The following is a 15878-nucleotide window of genomic DNA, read 5'->3' as shown; positions in this document are numbered from 1 at the left end:
CTGAAATTTCCCCGTTTGCAATCAGAAGTGGACTGTTCCATCAGGCATTGTTACCCAATTTAAGTCTACGTTATTCATCTTTACTTGATTCAGTTTTGCCTCTACTAAATCTGTACCACGCAGAACTACTGAATCCAAATCTACATCTGTGAGAATTGCTCGGCGTAAGTATGCTCCACTCAAATTTGTATTATACAAACGTGCCCAACTTAAATCAGCCTCAGTTAAGTTTGCCTTAGTCAACTCTGATTGTTCCAAGTTTGCCCCCCGCAGGCCAGCCAGAATCAATTTTGCTTCAATTAAATTTGCTCTGTGCAAATTGACTCCAGTTAAATTTGCCCCACTCAGGTTTACCCTCGTAAGGTTTGCTTCGCTCAAGTTTCCCCCCTCTAAGTTTGCCCGACTTAGGTCTGCTTCTGTTAGATTTGCTTTAATTAACTCTGCCAACTCCAGATTTGCTCCACGTAGGTCTGCTAAAATTAGTTTTGTCTCAACCAGAGTTGCCCTAGAAAGGTTTGCCTCGGTGAGATTTGCCTGACTCAGGTTGGCTTTACTCAGCTTTGCTCCCCTTAAGTTTGCTCTACTCAAGTTTGCCTCAGTAATATTAGCTTCATCCAGGTTTGCCCTACTAAGGTCAGCCTGATACAAAATTGCTTTCCTCAGACCTGCTCTCCATAAAATTACTCCATTGAGGTCAGCATTGGTTAGGTTAGCTGCATATAGGTCTGCCCCAATCAAGTGTGATCCATTTAAACGTGTTCCATTTAGGTTAGCTTGCTTCAGAACTACCCCATTCAGGTCTGCGCCAACCAGGTTTGCCCCACTTAGGTCTACTTCACACAAGATTGCTTTTTTCAGAATTATCCCACTTAGATCTACTTCTCGCAGGTTTACTCCACATAAATCTGCGGTATGAAAATCCCTTTCTCCTCCTGCATAGCGCCTCAGGAGGTCTTCGGCATTCATATGATTTGCCTCTCAACGTTATCTCTGGGCTTGTAGAGTGCCACCCTTGCATACTGTGTTGGTTATTTCCTATCCTGAGTCACAGCTTTTTGGTACTCCCACTTGCACTTGTTCATCGACTACTTGCACAGGATAGGTACGTAGGGGAGAGATTTGCTCACGTAGTTTAGGAAGAGCATTTAGTGGGTAGATACGCTTAGGGTAAAGATTTTCCCCAGTGCGAATATCATACTGAAAATGATGCCAAGGACAATCCAGTACTCCTTGCCACACCTTACCTCCGGCTAGTGGCAATTTCTGGTGTCCGCACAAACCCTGTAAAGCATAGAATTCTCCTTGGTCATTCACAAGTAAAATCAGGCATGACCCCACTTGCACCATTTGTGTATGTCCTGGTGGAATCTCCTCTACCCTTGCCACTGTGACATAGCCCACTATCTGTTACTCCAACACTCAGTAGATTTTATCAGCCCTTCGGGCAAGGCAGAGGGCAGAAGGTTCAGTTGGGATAATGATGCTTTCAGGTATACCCTTATACCTTGCCCCATTGGGCTTAAGATCCCCGTTAAATCGTAGATTTAACGGTCGGAACCCAATCCCCCTGGAACCCTCGCCTTCTGCCTTCTGCCTCCTGCCTCCTGCCTTCTTTAATGACCGTTATGGCTATTAGGCACTACTAAGAACCGAGAGGTATAAGGTGATTCACCCGGCGCACCTCGACGGAAGTGGCCTGAAGGCCCTTCACCGAGAAACTCGCTAAACCAGGCTTCGTGTTCTATTTCTTCATTCAAAATAGCTAGGGACAACTCGTAGGTACGATGATCTTTGCCAAAGGTCATATTGCAGATATCAGTATAAACCCGGATAGCGCAACGCTCAGCTTCTACCAATACCTGTAGCATTGGTCTGAGATCACCTTGTTCAATTCCTTGCTTCACCTCTGAGACTGCTTCCTTGGCTTCTTCAGTTCCGCCACTGGTAAAGCCTACGCGTGCTGAGGTACTTTCATTGCTGCGACCACGTTCTGGTAGGTAAGCATCAGGACAGGCGGCAACATTGGAGAAGTCGCGAATGTCTCGCGGCAACTCGCCGCCTAACTCGTAGATACGCGGAACCAAAGCTTCAAAGTGGTTGCGGTCTTCTAGTCGTGCATCCTCAATAATTTCTTTCAATCCCTCACCTTCAAAACCAATGGCATTAGCTCGCAGGATTGTGTAATAGTAGTATGTTGTGAACTCTGCTGCTGCTGCTCGGACTAACTTGTCCACGAGTTCCTTCACATCAATTCCCGACTGCTCCACCATTTGCATTGCAACTTTAGGCATGGTGGCCTCCTTATTTTTCAAAGCCGATATTTTAAATGAAATTAATTAAACTGCTTAGCCGGTGAATACCGTTCCCGTAACCCCTCCTCTCCACACATTGTTCTTCTCAGATTAGTGGTCTATGTCATTATTTCTGACTCTTTGCGAGGGGCCAGATCCCCGCCTTTTTTAAAAAATCGGGGATCTCAAAGCCCATCAAAATTAATAACATGAACCACTAGTGAACTTTAGGTTACGTGGAAACTATGTACTGTAGTTGTACAACATTGAGAAAATTACTTTTTTCACTATGTTGCCTACTTCAATTTTGTAAGAATCAAGTGGAAAGTATCATTAGTTTTTATAATTATTCATAGTCGATATGAGTATGGCTTTAGCAGTTTGTTAATTTGTAACATCAAGTCATACCGGGTACGCATTGTGGGCTAATTTTGTGTAACATAGTATCTATCCCTAGAAAATTATTCTAGGAGCTTAATCTCATGGCTCCTCAACCTAAATCCTACGAGGATGCTCTAGAGTGTTGCCGTGAACGAGGAATGCGCTTAAGTAAGCAGCGCCAGTTCATCCTCAAGTTACTGTGGGATACTAATGAGCATCTAACTGCAAGCGATATCTACCATCGCCTGCGTCAACAAGGCAAGAAAATTGGTTATACATCGATATATCAAAATTTAGATACTTTGGTAAAGGCTGGGGTGATTGAGCGTATTGAAAAGGCAGAAGGTTGTCTTTATAGCCATCCTAGTTTTTGCCACTCCCATGTGCATTGTTTGGATAATGGACAAGTGATTGATGTGATGGTAATGCTTCCTCAAGAGATTATCGCTGCTGTAGAAGCGCAGATCGGTCTTGAGGTGAAGGACTATCGGATTGAATTTTTTGCACATAAGCCGCAAGCAGGGATTTAACGCATTCAACGGAATTCCCCATCCGACGGGAGCGGTGGGGATGGATATTCCTTACCATTGAGCTGCAAGTGTTTGAAGATGAGCTTGAGCAGTTGAAATAGACTTTTCTCGATCTCTTAAAACCAGATTACTGGCATTGACAAACTGTACATCCGTAATTCCAAATGACCAAAAAATTGTTCGCAGATAGGGTTCTTGATGATCCTCACCAAAGGGAGAACCAGGAAGATAGTTGCCACCACGACTAGTGATAAACAGAGCTTTTTTCCCCTGAACTAGTCCTTGAACACCATTTTCATTTACCTCATAGGTGCGTCCAATCTGAATCAAATGTTCGATATAGGCTTTAAGAGTTGCAGGAATAGTAAAGCCATACATCGGTATCCCAAAGACATAGCAATCGACAGACAAAAATTCTTCCAGCAGTGGATTGGACACTTTTAAAGCCTCAACCATCTCTGGTGTGTGAGTTTCAGGTGGCGAATGAACTGCTGTAATCCAGGTTTCATTGATATAGGGAACTGGAAAATGTCCCAAATCCCGATAGAGGATGACATCTTCAGGGTGGAACTTTTTCCAAGCAGTGATGAAAGCACCAGACAAAACTCGTGATACCGAATTTTCACTGCTGTAGCTAGCATCGATGTGAAGAATGCGTCTCATAAGCAAACCTTGAAATCAGGTTACGCATTCAGTGTCCACTAATTCTAGAAAGCTTTTCTTCAATGTTCTTGCGATCATTTTAAACGTTCTTGCGATCGCTACGAAAAATCTTGGGGGTAACTCCCACAAGGCGTTTGAAATGGAGGTTGAGATGCCCTTGACTGGCGAAACCAACGGCTTGAGCAACTTCCACAATCGACAAATTGCCCAAAACTAACAATTGTTTAGCTCTTTCAATTCGACAATGAATTAAATATTGATGAGGTGAAATACCAGTTGATTTCTTGAACAAATGAGCAAAATGATATGGACTCAACCGCACAATTTCTGCTAACTCTGTTAAACTAATATTTCTATCTAAGTTTGCATTAATAAAATCAACAATTTGTTTCCATTGTTGTTGGGTAAAACCACCTGTGATAATCTCTATTTGACGTGAATTGGTTGAATATCTAGATAAAAGATGAACGACAAGCGCATGTGCCATTGAGTCAGCATAAAGATTGCTGTTTTTCCCATCAATCTCCAGGGAGGTTTTAAGCGCAAAGCCTATCTGCTGAACTAATGGATCGCACAAGCTAGTGAGCTGCGGAATTAGTTCAAAGCGATCGCCTCCAAACACGTCATAACCAACCTGAGCCAAAAATGAGGGTTCTAAATACAGATTGAAAAACTCAACTTCTTTGTCCCAGTGGAACTGTTGGCTAAGATGTGCCGGGTAAATTGCCAAATCTCCTGGTAGTGAATAAGCCGTCTCATGTCGTCCATCAACTGCTTGCTCCAACCACACCGGCTTACCGACATTCATACAAATGATGTGCTGGGACGACACATGTTCTGGAACATCACAGGGTGGTTGTCGAAAGTGAGCAAAGTGAATGTTTTTCCAGTTAGCGCCATCACTAGTCAGAATCGGTGAATGGGGGAGAATCAGAAGCAGATTGTTCTTGGCAGGATCACTCACAGTTATCTTTATTCCAATTGCCTCAATCATAAATGACTGAAGCTAGTATTGAGCCAGGTAGGACTTACCCATTGACATAATTTGCATTATGTGCGTCTAAGCCCAACTTCTGTTTGAAGTGTTCTAAGATGAAATCACCAGTTACCTGAACAGACAAGTTTTTCTGGATTTCATACCAAAGTAGTTACTCTGATAGCTTTAACCCAACATTATCAAGACAACTGACGTTAGCCTATGGAGATGGGCTTTGCCTGTCTAGTAGCGAATTACATATATTCGCCAAAACTTTTTAGACATCCTCCAATGGCACTTCATACCGAGTTAATGGGAAAGGTTCTAATAATTCACCTTTCTCCCAACTTTGCAGTCGCCACCAGAGGGTTTGTACAGCTATTTGTTTACCATCAACCACCTCAAAAGTGATTTCACCAATATTATTGACTCCCACAACTGCTTTACCAGCACCCCATTTTCCGCGATAATCACGATGGTTTTTAGCCATCGCTAAATATTTTTCTAAAGGTAGCTTGCGATTTTGTCCTGGTAGGGGAGCAGTTATAGATTGGGGTTGGAGAAAATTAACATCTTCTGGTTCCTTTACTTTTTCATCTTTACCTAAAAAGAAATTAATTTTATACCACCATTCGGGTTGTTTAATAACTTGTAATCCTTTATGCCAACTGCGTTCTTGCACTAAATCTATGATGGCGGGATTCGTCTTAATAATCCAAGGAATACATTGTGGGACATGATCAACATACACATGCATCACACCTATTTCTAATTCTTTCTCTTCTTGATTTTCCCACCCTAAAATCTCTGCTTTAGGTAAATAGTTTATCTGCTCAATCGGAAGAAAACCTTTTTTATGTAGTGAATGGCTTCCACCTGTACCACTTACTTCATTTTTAAAGGAACTGCTAGTAAATTGAATAGCAAGTAGTTCAGTATTGATATTTTTGGAATGTTGAAAAGGACGGATAGCTGCGTACTTTAGGCTAGCTGCAAAACTATAGTGGACATCACCAGATAAGATAATGACACGGCTTTGTTTTGCTGGTAATGCTCGTAATGCTAAACAAGCTATCAGTCTTTCAAATGCTGTTGTTTCTAAACCCCAAGCTTCGGGATCAAAACCCCAAGCAGCACTATTAAATTTTTCTGCGAAAGCTTTAGCTGTCTTTTGAATTGTTTCTAAAAATGGTACACCAACTACAGGTCCTGGTGAAACGACAAAGGTAACTTTAGCATTCTGAGGATGAACTAGTTTTGTGATTTGCTGATCACAAGCTTCTTCACTCAAAAGTGCTGGAAAATCAAAATCTTTCCCTGGAAAAGCCCGCCAAGTGCGAGTATCAAGTACTATGACTTCATATTCTGGTCCGACAACAGTGTAATGCCATTTTAAAGAAGCATTTGTGTGGGGTAACTGTCTAGGGTTACTATTTCTAATATCTGTAAGGGATGGTAAACCAACCCGGCGAGTAATTTCCTGTTCGTATTTGGGGTTTTGTCCTTGGGAAGCAAACCAGCCAACAGCAGCTTTTAATAATGCTTCTCCTGGTTTATCGTCTGTAAACTCTGCTGGTGTATTGCCCCAAGCTTGACAAATTGCGTAGGCGAGTAGACCATTTTGGAGGATGCGTCTACCCAAGGGTTTACTAAGGACGCGATCGCACCATGCCATGTTTAAATACCAATCATCGGTAATTTCATGGTCATCGAAGATCATATAAGTGGGAATATTAGCTAAAGTCCGTCTGACTTGTTTAAGTGTTGTCTGAAAGTTTTTTAAATCTTCAATTTCTTCTAAAAATAAATCTTCACCACTGCTAAGCGGGGGTAAATTTCGATTCACATCAGCAAATGTGGGTAAATCCTCTGGCTGCGGCCATAACACATCACACCAAGCGAATAAATACATAGTACAAAAATCGCTGAATGTGAATAAATGACTTTTAGCTATATTAGAAATTTTATTGAGTTTAGTAATGCTTGCTGTTAAGCCAGCAGTATAGGTTGCTAAATGATTACGTTGACCAGCTTGCAATTCTTCATTATTGGTGACATCTGGTAATTTTTCTGACCATCCTAATAATGTTTCGCCAGCATCTATTAACATGAAAAGCAAGGCATCAGCTACATCATCTGCATAAATTTGATCACCTGTAAGAAAGAGTTGATGTGGTCGTTTTTTAGGGTCTTGTATGAGCGCTTCTTTAATCATTTTGTCTAAAGCTGGAAATGCATCCAAGCTTTCGCCATGTGGCTTACGACAAGAACCATGAACAAGGCGTAAATCTTTTAAGTCATGAGGTACAAGCCCAAAACTAGGCAAATCATAGGGAGGATATGTAATTTCTGTAATTGACCCTTCTGTATTTAATATCCCAGGACTACTTAAATTGTCTTCGTTACCAAATTCTAAATTATAAAGATAATCTTCCCCATACAAAAGTATATTTTTGCTTGCTTGAGCAGTGACAGCAACTATATATAAATTTGTTCCTAATTTAATAGTTGTTTTACTACCTATTAGTAATAAATCTTGATTTGGATCAAATACTTTGAGAGTAACAATGCGGCTTTCTTTCAAAGCTACCCACACAGTTACAGAATTTGGTGCAGTATGTCGTAAAATTGGGCCTGCGAGAACGAGCGGTAATTGAGTAATTCGTTCTCTTAATGGTGTCCATGCCATGTAATTTGTACCATTGAAATTACACTTGGAGTGTATTTAGTCAGTAAATTATGTTAATATTTCTAAGATAATTTTTAGTAAAAAATACTAATTTTTTCAAAAATTTTTAGTTAGTGATTTCTTTTATCTTCTGTTTACTACTTCTAATTACACGGAATATGACTTGAGGATGATAAAAAGCTAGAGGTGATTTAAGGAAGTGACTGACCTCTACAAACAGAGTACGCAACTCAGTATCTACATTGCTAATTTGCATCAGCTTTTGATTATATCCAGCCAAGAGTTTGTTAAGCCTGTTGGGCTGTTTTCTACCTGCTGTGGTGGGAAAACGAGAATCTTGTCCTGTTGCTAGCATCCAATGCAGTGAATTATTTTTTGCTAAGTTCTTTTGGAAGCGAGAAGTTACAAGTTGACTATTGTTCAACCAGTCTTTAAGAACCATTGCTGATAAAGCACTAACTGTCATTCCTTGACCATAAACTGGACACAAGGCACAAACTGCATCGCCTATTACCACAAAGCCTGTAGGCATTAGAATTTGTTCATAATGACGCAATCTATTGGCAGTAGCCCGATGGGCATAAATAGGCGAGACTGGTTCTGCATCCTTAATTATTTCATAAAAGCACGAACTGGAAAGACTGCGGGCAAATGCCAAAAAGCCCTGTTCATCTAATGGTGGAAAGTCACGCCCGTAACCGCCAACAGTAGCGATTAATTCTCCACCTTCAATTTTTGCCAAATATCCTAATCGGGTATTTTGCGGAGGTTCCTGAGAAATTAGCATTACTTTCCAGCCTGCTGTAAAATTTTCTGGTGGTTTATAACGCCTAGTAGCATATCCCAAAAATGGATTGACTATAGTTTCTGGAGGTGGTGTCAATCCTATGTCTTCTAACCACTGGGGTGTATGAGAACTACGTCCACTAGCATCAACTACCAAGCTAGCTGGTAACTCTTGTGTACCATCACCTGTGAGAGATTGCAGCTTGACTCCCGTAACTTGGGTTTTATGAGAAGTTGTCAGTAGAGCGATCGCTCGATGTTGTTCAATAAACTTGATCTGGGAAAACTCTGCTAGTCTTTTGCGAATTGTCCATTCCAACAAAGGACGAGAACAGGTAAAGGAAATTATCTCAGAAGGTGCAACAGCATTATTACTCCATTGCCCTTGGGCAAACAAATAAAATTCTCGTAACCAATCAATCGTTAGCGCACCAGCTGCACTTAACTGTGAACCAATACCGGGAAACAGTTCCTCTAAAATTCTGTATCCTCGTACTAATAAAACATGAGGTTGCACTGATTGCGGCACACCTGTGCGTTTGTGAGGCTGCAAAGGTAGTTTATCCCTTTCTACAATTGTCACCGAATCACAGTATTCTGCAAGTACACGTGCCGCCAACAAACCCGCGATACTACCACCAATAACAACAGTTTTCTCTAACTTCATAACAGCGATCGCATTTAGTTCAGCAGATGATACTATTATCTCTGCCGAACTTAACATAATTTAATGACTTCCCTGAAAAATCTTCCCCAAGCAGGAGAAAAAGCACCTGATTTCACTGCTCCGAATCAAGATGGTAATTTAGTTAGTCTGAATGATTTTCAATCACAATGGCTGATTTTGTACTTTTATCCTAAAGATGATACGCCCGGTTGTACAACTGAAGCCAAAGAATTTACTGATTTCTCTCAAGAATTTAGTGCCTTGGGAGCTAAAATTGTTGGCGTCAGTCCTGATACTGAAAAATCGCATGGCAAATTTATTCAAAAACATAATTTGTCAATTCAATTATTAAGTGATCCTGAACATCAAATATGCGAAGCTTATGGTGTGTGGCAACTTAAAAAATTCATGGGTAAGGAATACATGGGTGTAGTGCGCTCAACTTTTTTGATTGCTCCTGATGGAAAATTAGCTTATGTTTGGTCGAATGTGAAAGTTAAAGGTCATGTTGCAGCTGTACTGGCTAAGTTACAAGAATTGTCAGCTGTTTAGAGTTGTATTTGGTTATGAGTTAAAACGGCGCACACAAGTTAATTTTAAAAGCGAACACCGTGCAAGGCGATGGACACCGATGCATTGTGCATTGGTGGTTTAGCGGTGTGGCATTATCGGTGTTAATCTGTGTTAATCTGTGTACCCTCCGGGAAGCCTATGAGCGCGTCTACGTTTTTTTCCTCTACTCAATTTGCTCGCAAACTACGATATTTTTAGTAATCAAACACCGATGCACACAAATGATTTTTTATTGCCAATTAGCCTGAATAGTTACCCCGCGACTTTGTATTGCTTTAGTAAATAAATCAGTAGGTAATGCTTCTTCTACAGGCCAAACTCCTGGTTTTTTGAGTGTTCCTTCTAATAAAAATTGAGCAATACTACCCGTACCACAACCAGCAGCAGCAGCTGTATTTGCATGAGTTAAAGTAGAACAATAAACCGCTTGTTGATTGTTTTTTTGCCCTGTTACTTCTGAACGAACCGCCACCCCAATACCAGTAAATTGGTCAGTAAAATCTGTCATTGCATGGCTAACATGAGATAAAAATTCTACACCTTTAGGGTTCTTTATCCATGATTTCGGAAAGACATGGGCTGCTATCCAAGTTAGATGATTATAAAAATCGGGAACAGAACCAAATTTAGTAATTACAGTTTTGACTTCTGGAAAAGCATGGGGTAGGGTAAAAGTTTCTGGCATATCAAACCAGTAAACCCCACTGCGTTTGTAAGGAGATGGAAACTCAACAACTTCTCTTTCACTATAAGGTTTAACTGTTTGCCATCTACCATCTATCCAAGCTTCAAAAGGATTTTGTAAACCAAGAAATGTGGTTCGCATCACGGTAATGCCAGCACCACCAGAACCAGATACCAAATAACTCAAATGTATTTTTTCTGGTATATCAAATTGTTCGATATCATGACGCACCATACTATTAGAAATACCAGGGAAAATCCCAGTATTAACTACTGCTGTTACACCCGCAGCCATAGCTTCTTCATGATATTGTAAGGCTTTAATAGTAAAAGAACGGTGGTCACTAACATCTATATAGTTAACACCGTGTTCAATACATATTTTCAAAACATTGGCATCTCGATAGTGAAACGGGCCTGCACAATGAACTACTACATTCACAGAAGCGATTGCCTGCCGTAATTTTTCCACTTCTGCTAAGTCCAACACCATGTATTGCAAAGACGTATTGTCTTGCATCTGTGCAGGCGTGCGCCCGGTGATGACAACTTCTGCCTGTGTGTGGGTGAGTAGATCCTGGGCAACACTACCACCAATTCGCCCCCTTCCGCCAAGAATTAAAACCCGATCTGTCATTGCTCCAATATTGGCAACAGCAGCTTTATTACATCAATTTTTAGTTATGGTTGTCATCACTAGCAAGTATGACGTTAATAATCTAATAGGTAGAATTTTTGTGAGTTTAGAAAAGATGCGATTGTGTGCGATCGCATTTATTCATCTCTGGGAGGATGTCAACTGCTAACAAAAGCACCAAGTCGAATCAGGACAAAAATCCCCTCACTTGGAAAAAAGTTGAGGGGGAGTAATAACAATTTATCGGTTACTTACCATTAATCCCAAACACTGATCCAACTGTAGACTTAATCGAACCCCAGCCATCTTTGAAAGTTTGGGCGATCGGATGCTTAGTCTGCAAGAACACCCGCGCACAGTTGCGTCCTGGCATTCCCGAAATAGAACCACCGGGGTGAGTTCCCGCACCAGTCAAGAATAAATTTTCGATTGGTGTTTTGTAGTTTGCTATTTCCGGTAAGGGACGGAAAAATACCATTTGATCAAGTGTCATATCAACATGGTAGTAATTTCCTTTGTACGCACCCAATCTTTCACCCAATTCTGCTGGACTTTCCACACGACGGGCAATAGTGGCATTTTTGACATTCGGTGCATAGTCTGCCAATTTATCTATTACCCGATCAGCAACTTTGTTTTTTAACTCATCTGTCCAACCAGTACCATTCAAACCTGTACCTTCTGCACCAGCAATTTGATAGGGGGCAAAAAACTCAATCCATGCAGTATGTTTGCCTGGTGGCGCCATTGATGGATCTAACATTGTTGGCACTACTAAGTACATTGATGGATCAGAATCGGGGATTTCTCCCAAGGTACATTTACTGTGGGCTTGTTCCACGTGAGAAACTGAATCTGCAATTAATACAGAACCAATTAGATATTTATCTTTATGTTCGTGGTGTTCAAAGCGCAGTGGTTCGTTTAATGCCAAGTCAATCTTGAGGATGGTTTCGTTGTTGTTAACGATGCGCCTTTCTAATCTTTCCCGTAAATCCGCATCAGCAGCATCTACATCACTTTCATCCATCAATTGTAAAAATAGTCTTTTGGCATCAATGTTAGAAATGACACCGTGTTTGGCACGATATACTGTACCATTGGCTACTTCCACACCCACAGCACGACCGTCATCAACCAACACTTTCCGAACATGCTGATCGGTCAGAATCACACCACCTAAGCTTCTGACCAAGTTTACCAAAGCTTGCACCAAAGCACCTGTACCACCACGAGGTCTGGCCATACCAGGATCATGACGCATTGCCATCATAATTGCCCCAATGGCAATGGTTTTTTGTGAAGGTGGTGCACCAAGTTCAGAAGCAAGTCTGGCTAAGGGTGCTTTGATAAATTCCTCATCAAACCACTCATTCAGGAGATCCTCGGCGCTGGTTAGCATGTTGCGAATAAAATCCAGCGTTTTATTAGGAGAACCAATTACAGAGAATAAATCTTTGATTTTGGTGACGTCGTAGTTGCCAAGGATATCTAAGATTGACTTTGGTGGTGCATTGAACATGGGAATCATTGCACCTAATGCCCTTTGCCAATACTCTGTAAATTCTCTGTACTTTTTGGCGTCACGTTCGTTGTAACGGGCAATTTCTGCACAAGTCTTATCCAGAGATTTATGACCTAAAAAATATTTACCATCAGGATGAGGACAAAATACGACTGGGTCACATTCAAGGTACTCCAAACCATATTTTTCCAGTTCTAGTTCTTCAACTACTGGCCCAAGGTGAATAAATTCGTGGTCGATCGCACATAGGTTAAATTTAAATCCTGGTGCTTCTTGTGGCAAGCATTCTTCTGTAGTTGCTGCGCCTCCTGGAACAGAGCGTTTTTCCAGTAACAGAACACTATACCCTGCTTTCAATAAATAGGCAGCACAAACCAGTCCATTGTGTCCAGCACCAATAATTACAACATCGTACTCTTGCATAGTGGAGATTTTAGTATAGATGTCCTTTCAATGTTAGAAATACGTTAAAAATCGTACATCGCTCAACAGTTATAGAAATTAATAATTTTCTAAAAATCTATCAATGCTGAACTTACATGCTTCTTTTGTGGTGTTGCAATCATCCGCATTCCTGCCGGTGTGGCTACAGTTAAACCACGACGCACTGGATGTACTGGACGTTTCTTCATTAAAGAAACTTGATACTGAGACACAATAGTTGCTAATACTAATTTCATTTCATACATGGCAAACGCCATACCTACACAGCGACGATTTCATCTACTAGATTTCTTACAGATCCCCCACAGCCATTTCAACATAGTCAATCACACTAGGTTTTGGCACAAACCTTGACATGAAAATTCTTACCCCTTCTGCCACAGCGCTCCTTGTTTGCCCGCAGCGCAGTGCAAAGAGCGCCTCCTCTGGGGGTTTGTGCCAGTTGACGTCGTGCCCTCTGCCTTATTTTCAAGACAACTCTACTCTGGGTGTCACACAACGCGGTATATTCAGGTGAAGAGAGCATCGTAAATTAATCCGTGCCCAGAATTATTGCTATCCTCAACGGTAAAGGCGGAGTCGGGAAAACAACTACCGCAGTTAATCTAGCTGCGACTTTTGCAGAAGCACAAAAAGTTCTTCTGGTAGATGCAGATGTTCAAGGTTCTGCTAGTTGGTGGTATAGGCGTAGTCAAAACAGCATGGGATTTGATCTATCTCAAGTGACAGATCCCAAATATTTAGCTGGTTTGCGTAAGATAGAAGGATACGATTTAGTGGTAGTCGATACGCCTCCAGCGTTACACTCTACAAGCTTGAAAGCGGTAGTAGCGATCGCAGACTATTTAGTTTTGCCCACACCGCCAGCACCGATGGACTTAGCTGTTCTAATTGATACAGTAAGTCAAGCAGTTACTCCTTTGGGAATTGCCCATCGGGTGCTTTTAACTAAAGTAGATACACGTAGTTTAGGGGAAGCATTGGAAGCACAAAATACACTTATGCAGTTTGGTATTCCAGTTTGTAATGCTTTTATCCGTACTTACAAAGCTCACGAACGAGCAGCACTAGAGGGTGTGGCGATTACTCAATGGCGAGGCAAAAATGCCAAAGAAGCAGAATCAGACTACCGCCGCGTAGCTGAAGAATTACAACGTGACTGGAGAAAATAGAAATCATGGCTACTAGAAAACGCGTTGCCGACGTAGTACAAGAAGAAGCGCATAAAATATCATCACCAGAAGTAGAATCTATTATTGATGTTGCTGCTGAGGAAGTACCAGACGAAAATACTCCAACTACAGAAGAATCTATTGCTAAAAATAAACGTACCAATTCAACTAAAACTGATTTAGAAGCAACTATCAATCAGTTACAAACTTCTCTAGAACAGACACGTCAAAACGAAGCAAATCTCCAACAGCAACTGAGTGATTTACAGTCAGCTTTGTCTGAAAAAAATACACTCATCAAGCAGTTGCAGGCTTCTGTTACCGAAACACAGCAAAATCAAAAAAAATTACAATCCCAAATAAGTGAGTTGCAATCAGCCTTATCTGAAAAAGATAAATTAGTGGAACGCCTGACAAAAGAACTTGATGATGCTAAGCAAGCTGCTGTACAACTTGCACAGGCAAATTCTCAACTCACAGAAGAGATTAATAATTTGAATAATTCTAAAAAGGAAAAAGCAATTCCCAAAGCATTAACTTACAGAAAATCATACCGCACACCTACACCAGAAAAACTACCACCTCAAACACCCACCGAACCCACAGATAATTCTAATCAAATGTGGTTGCTTGATTAAAAACTTGAGATTTGAGATAGCTAATATAGATCTCAAATCTAAAATCCATAGTTCAATAGATATTCTGTCAGATCTCTCATGTACAATTTCTTACCTTTTGCTTACTTCCAAGATAAAATCGTACCTTTTCAAGAAGCAACAATTTCCATTGCTACTCACGCATTACATTATGGAACCCTCGCTTTTGGTGGAATGCGAGGTATTCCTGATCCCCAAGACCCTACACAAGTTTTACTATTTAGATTAGACCGTCACTGCCAAAGATTAAGTCAAAGTGGGAAGTTCATACATTACGATATCTCAGCCGAAAAAATCAAAACAGCCATAATCGAATTTGTAAAAAAAAATCAACCCACTACTTCTTTCTATATTCGCCCTTTTGTCTTCACTTCTGATTTAGGCATTGCTCCCAGGCTGCATAATATAGATAAAAGTTTTGCCATTTATGGATTAGAACTAGGAGATTATTTATCTCCAGAGGGAGTCAGTTGTCGCATTAGTTCGTGGTGTAGACAAGAAGACATTAGCTTTCCATTGCGAGGAAAAATTAGCGCCGCCTATATTACTTCTTCTCTCGCTAAAACAGAAGCTGTTGAATCTGGGTTTGATGAAGCAATTTTAATGAATTCCCAGGGGAAAGTCAGTGAAGCCTCTGGTATGAACATTTTTATTGTGAGAAACGGAAAAATAATTACCCCTGGTTTTGAACAGGATATTCTAGAGGGAATTACACGCGATAGTGTGATCAAAATAGCTCAAGACTTTGGTATTCCAGTAGTAGAACGTCCTGTAGATAAATCTGAGCTTTTGATTGCTGATGAAGTATTTCTATGTGGTACAGCAGCTAAAGTTGTACCAGTCAACAGAATTGAAAATTATTATTTACCAGAACATCGACCGATCGCTGAAAAACTGAGAGAAAAATTAATAGCAATTACAGAAAATAGAGATCCTGATTATCGTGATTGGGTATATCCAATTTCTATATAATCATTCAACTGGGTTTGACAATAACAAATTTGAGTCTGGTAGGGTGCGTTGGACGTTCCGTCCAACGCACCGCAAATCTCTGGTGGTACGTTACGCGTTGCTTTAACACACCCTACGCAACGAGATTTGGAGTGATTAAATCACTTGTGTATACACCGTAGCGCCTTTTAGGAGAGGGAGGGAGTGAGGGAGAGGTTCGTCGAACTCACGTTTGACTACTATTCACTTATGT

Annotated in this window: 15 protein-coding genes and 2 pseudogenes; 6 read left to right on the top strand and 11 right to left on the bottom strand. The window is 40.9% G+C overall.

What is annotated here, in order from left to right; genetic code table 11:
• Positions 1 to 21 precede the first annotated feature (21 nt).
• The 3 genes from UYI_RS0114795 to UYI_RS0114785 form a co-directional block, all read right to left on the bottom strand.
• Entirely contained in the window at positions 22 to 966 is a 945-nt protein-coding gene (locus UYI_RS0114795) for a pentapeptide repeat-containing protein (protein WP_016867423.1), read from the bottom strand.
• A 69-nt stretch (positions 967 to 1035) separates the two neighbouring features.
• Entirely contained in the window at positions 1036 to 1401 is a 366-nt protein-coding gene (locus tag UYI_RS0114790; protein ID WP_016867422.1) for a Rieske (2Fe-2S) protein, read from the bottom strand.
• Between the two features lie 212 nt (positions 1402 to 1613).
• On the bottom strand, positions 1614 to 2291 hold the full coding sequence (locus tag UYI_RS0114785; RefSeq protein WP_016867421.1) for a Dps family protein: 678 nt from the start codon (positions 2289 to 2291) through the stop codon (positions 1614 to 1616).
• Between the two features lie 482 nt (positions 2292 to 2773).
• On the opposite strand from UYI_RS0114785, the gene UYI_RS0114780 reads away from it, so the two are divergent.
• Positions 2774 to 3202, top strand: a complete 429-nt coding sequence (locus UYI_RS0114780) for a Fur family transcriptional regulator (protein ID WP_016867420.1) — start codon at positions 2774 to 2776, stop codon at positions 3200 to 3202.
• A gap of 51 nt (positions 3203 to 3253) precedes the next feature.
• On the opposite strand, the gene UYI_RS0114775 is transcribed toward UYI_RS0114780, so the two are convergent.
• From UYI_RS0114775 to UYI_RS0114760, 5 genes and pseudogenes are all read right to left on the bottom strand, one after another.
• On the bottom strand, positions 3254 to 3865 hold the full coding sequence (locus tag UYI_RS0114775) for an FMN-dependent NADH-azoreductase (protein WP_016867419.1): 612 nt from the start codon (positions 3863 to 3865) through the stop codon (positions 3254 to 3256).
• 79 nt (positions 3866 to 3944) lie between these two features.
• Positions 3945 to 4829: a helix-turn-helix transcriptional regulator gene (locus UYI_RS32645; protein ID WP_235147950.1), complete on the bottom strand. Its 885-nt coding sequence runs from the start codon at positions 4827 to 4829 to the stop codon at positions 3945 to 3947.
• A gap of 64 nt (positions 4830 to 4893) precedes the next feature.
• Positions 4894 to 5007 (bottom strand): annotated as a pseudogene (locus UYI_RS40370) (IS701 family transposase); the annotation flags it as partial.
• A 111-nt stretch (positions 5008 to 5118) separates the two neighbouring features.
• A complete protein-coding gene (locus UYI_RS0114765; RefSeq protein ID WP_016867417.1) occupies positions 5119 to 7530 on the bottom strand; it encodes a metallophosphoesterase family protein in 2412 nt (803 codons plus the stop codon).
• Positions 7531 to 7636: 106 nt separating this feature from the next.
• Positions 7637 to 9040, bottom strand: a complete 1404-nt coding sequence (locus tag UYI_RS0114760; RefSeq protein WP_016867416.1) for an FAD-dependent oxidoreductase — start codon at positions 9038 to 9040, stop codon at positions 7637 to 7639.
• 6 nt (positions 9041 to 9046) lie between these two features.
• Here UYI_RS0114760 and bcp point away from each other — a divergent pair, with 6 nt between their 5' ends.
• Positions 9047 to 9535 (top strand): thioredoxin-dependent thiol peroxidase, encoded by a 489-nt coding sequence (bcp, locus tag UYI_RS0114755; protein WP_016867415.1) that lies wholly within the window; start codon positions 9047 to 9049, stop codon positions 9533 to 9535.
• Positions 9536 to 9785: 250 nt separating this feature from the next.
• Here the strand turns inward: bcp and UYI_RS0114750 are convergent, their stop codons facing one another.
• Entirely contained in the window at positions 9786 to 10877 is a 1092-nt protein-coding gene (locus tag UYI_RS0114750) for a saccharopine dehydrogenase family protein (RefSeq protein ID WP_016867414.1), read from the bottom strand.
• Positions 10878 to 10923: 46 nt separating this feature from the next.
• Between UYI_RS0114750 and UYI_RS39695 the strand changes: the two genes are divergently transcribed.
• Complete coding sequence (locus UYI_RS39695) at positions 10924 to 11046, top strand: hypothetical protein (protein ID WP_268742221.1); 123 nt, start codon at positions 10924 to 10926, stop codon at positions 11044 to 11046.
• Between the two features lie 78 nt (positions 11047 to 11124).
• Here the strand turns inward: UYI_RS39695 and crtO are convergent, their stop codons facing one another.
• Both crtO and UYI_RS32640 read right to left on the bottom strand, forming a co-directional pair.
• Entirely contained in the window at positions 11125 to 12846 is a 1722-nt protein-coding gene (gene crtO, locus UYI_RS0114745) for a beta-carotene ketolase CrtO (RefSeq protein ID WP_326930422.1), read from the bottom strand.
• A gap of 68 nt (positions 12847 to 12914) precedes the next feature.
• Positions 12915 to 13121, bottom strand: a pseudogene (locus UYI_RS32640) (cytochrome P450); the annotation flags it as partial.
• A gap of 264 nt (positions 13122 to 13385) precedes the next feature.
• Between UYI_RS32640 and UYI_RS0114735 the strand changes: the two are divergent.
• From UYI_RS0114735 to UYI_RS0114725, 3 genes are all read left to right on the top strand, one after another.
• Entirely contained in the window at positions 13386 to 14018 is a 633-nt protein-coding gene (locus UYI_RS0114735; RefSeq protein ID WP_016867411.1) for a ParA family protein, read from the top strand.
• Positions 14019 to 14023: 5 nt separating this feature from the next.
• Complete coding sequence (locus UYI_RS0114730; protein ID WP_016867410.1) at positions 14024 to 14656, top strand: hypothetical protein; 633 nt, start codon at positions 14024 to 14026, stop codon at positions 14654 to 14656.
• A 78-nt stretch (positions 14657 to 14734) separates the two neighbouring features.
• Complete coding sequence (locus tag UYI_RS0114725) at positions 14735 to 15646, top strand: branched-chain amino acid transaminase (protein WP_016867409.1); 912 nt, start codon at positions 14735 to 14737, stop codon at positions 15644 to 15646.
• The last annotated feature ends 232 nt before the right edge of the window (positions 15647 to 15878 follow it).

Source organism: Fischerella muscicola PCC 7414, assembly GCF_000317205.1.
GTDB classification, from domain to species: Bacteria; Cyanobacteriota; Cyanobacteriia; order Cyanobacteriales; family Nostocaceae; genus Fischerella; species Fischerella muscicola.
This window is presented reverse-complemented; position numbering and strand designations above follow the sequence as displayed.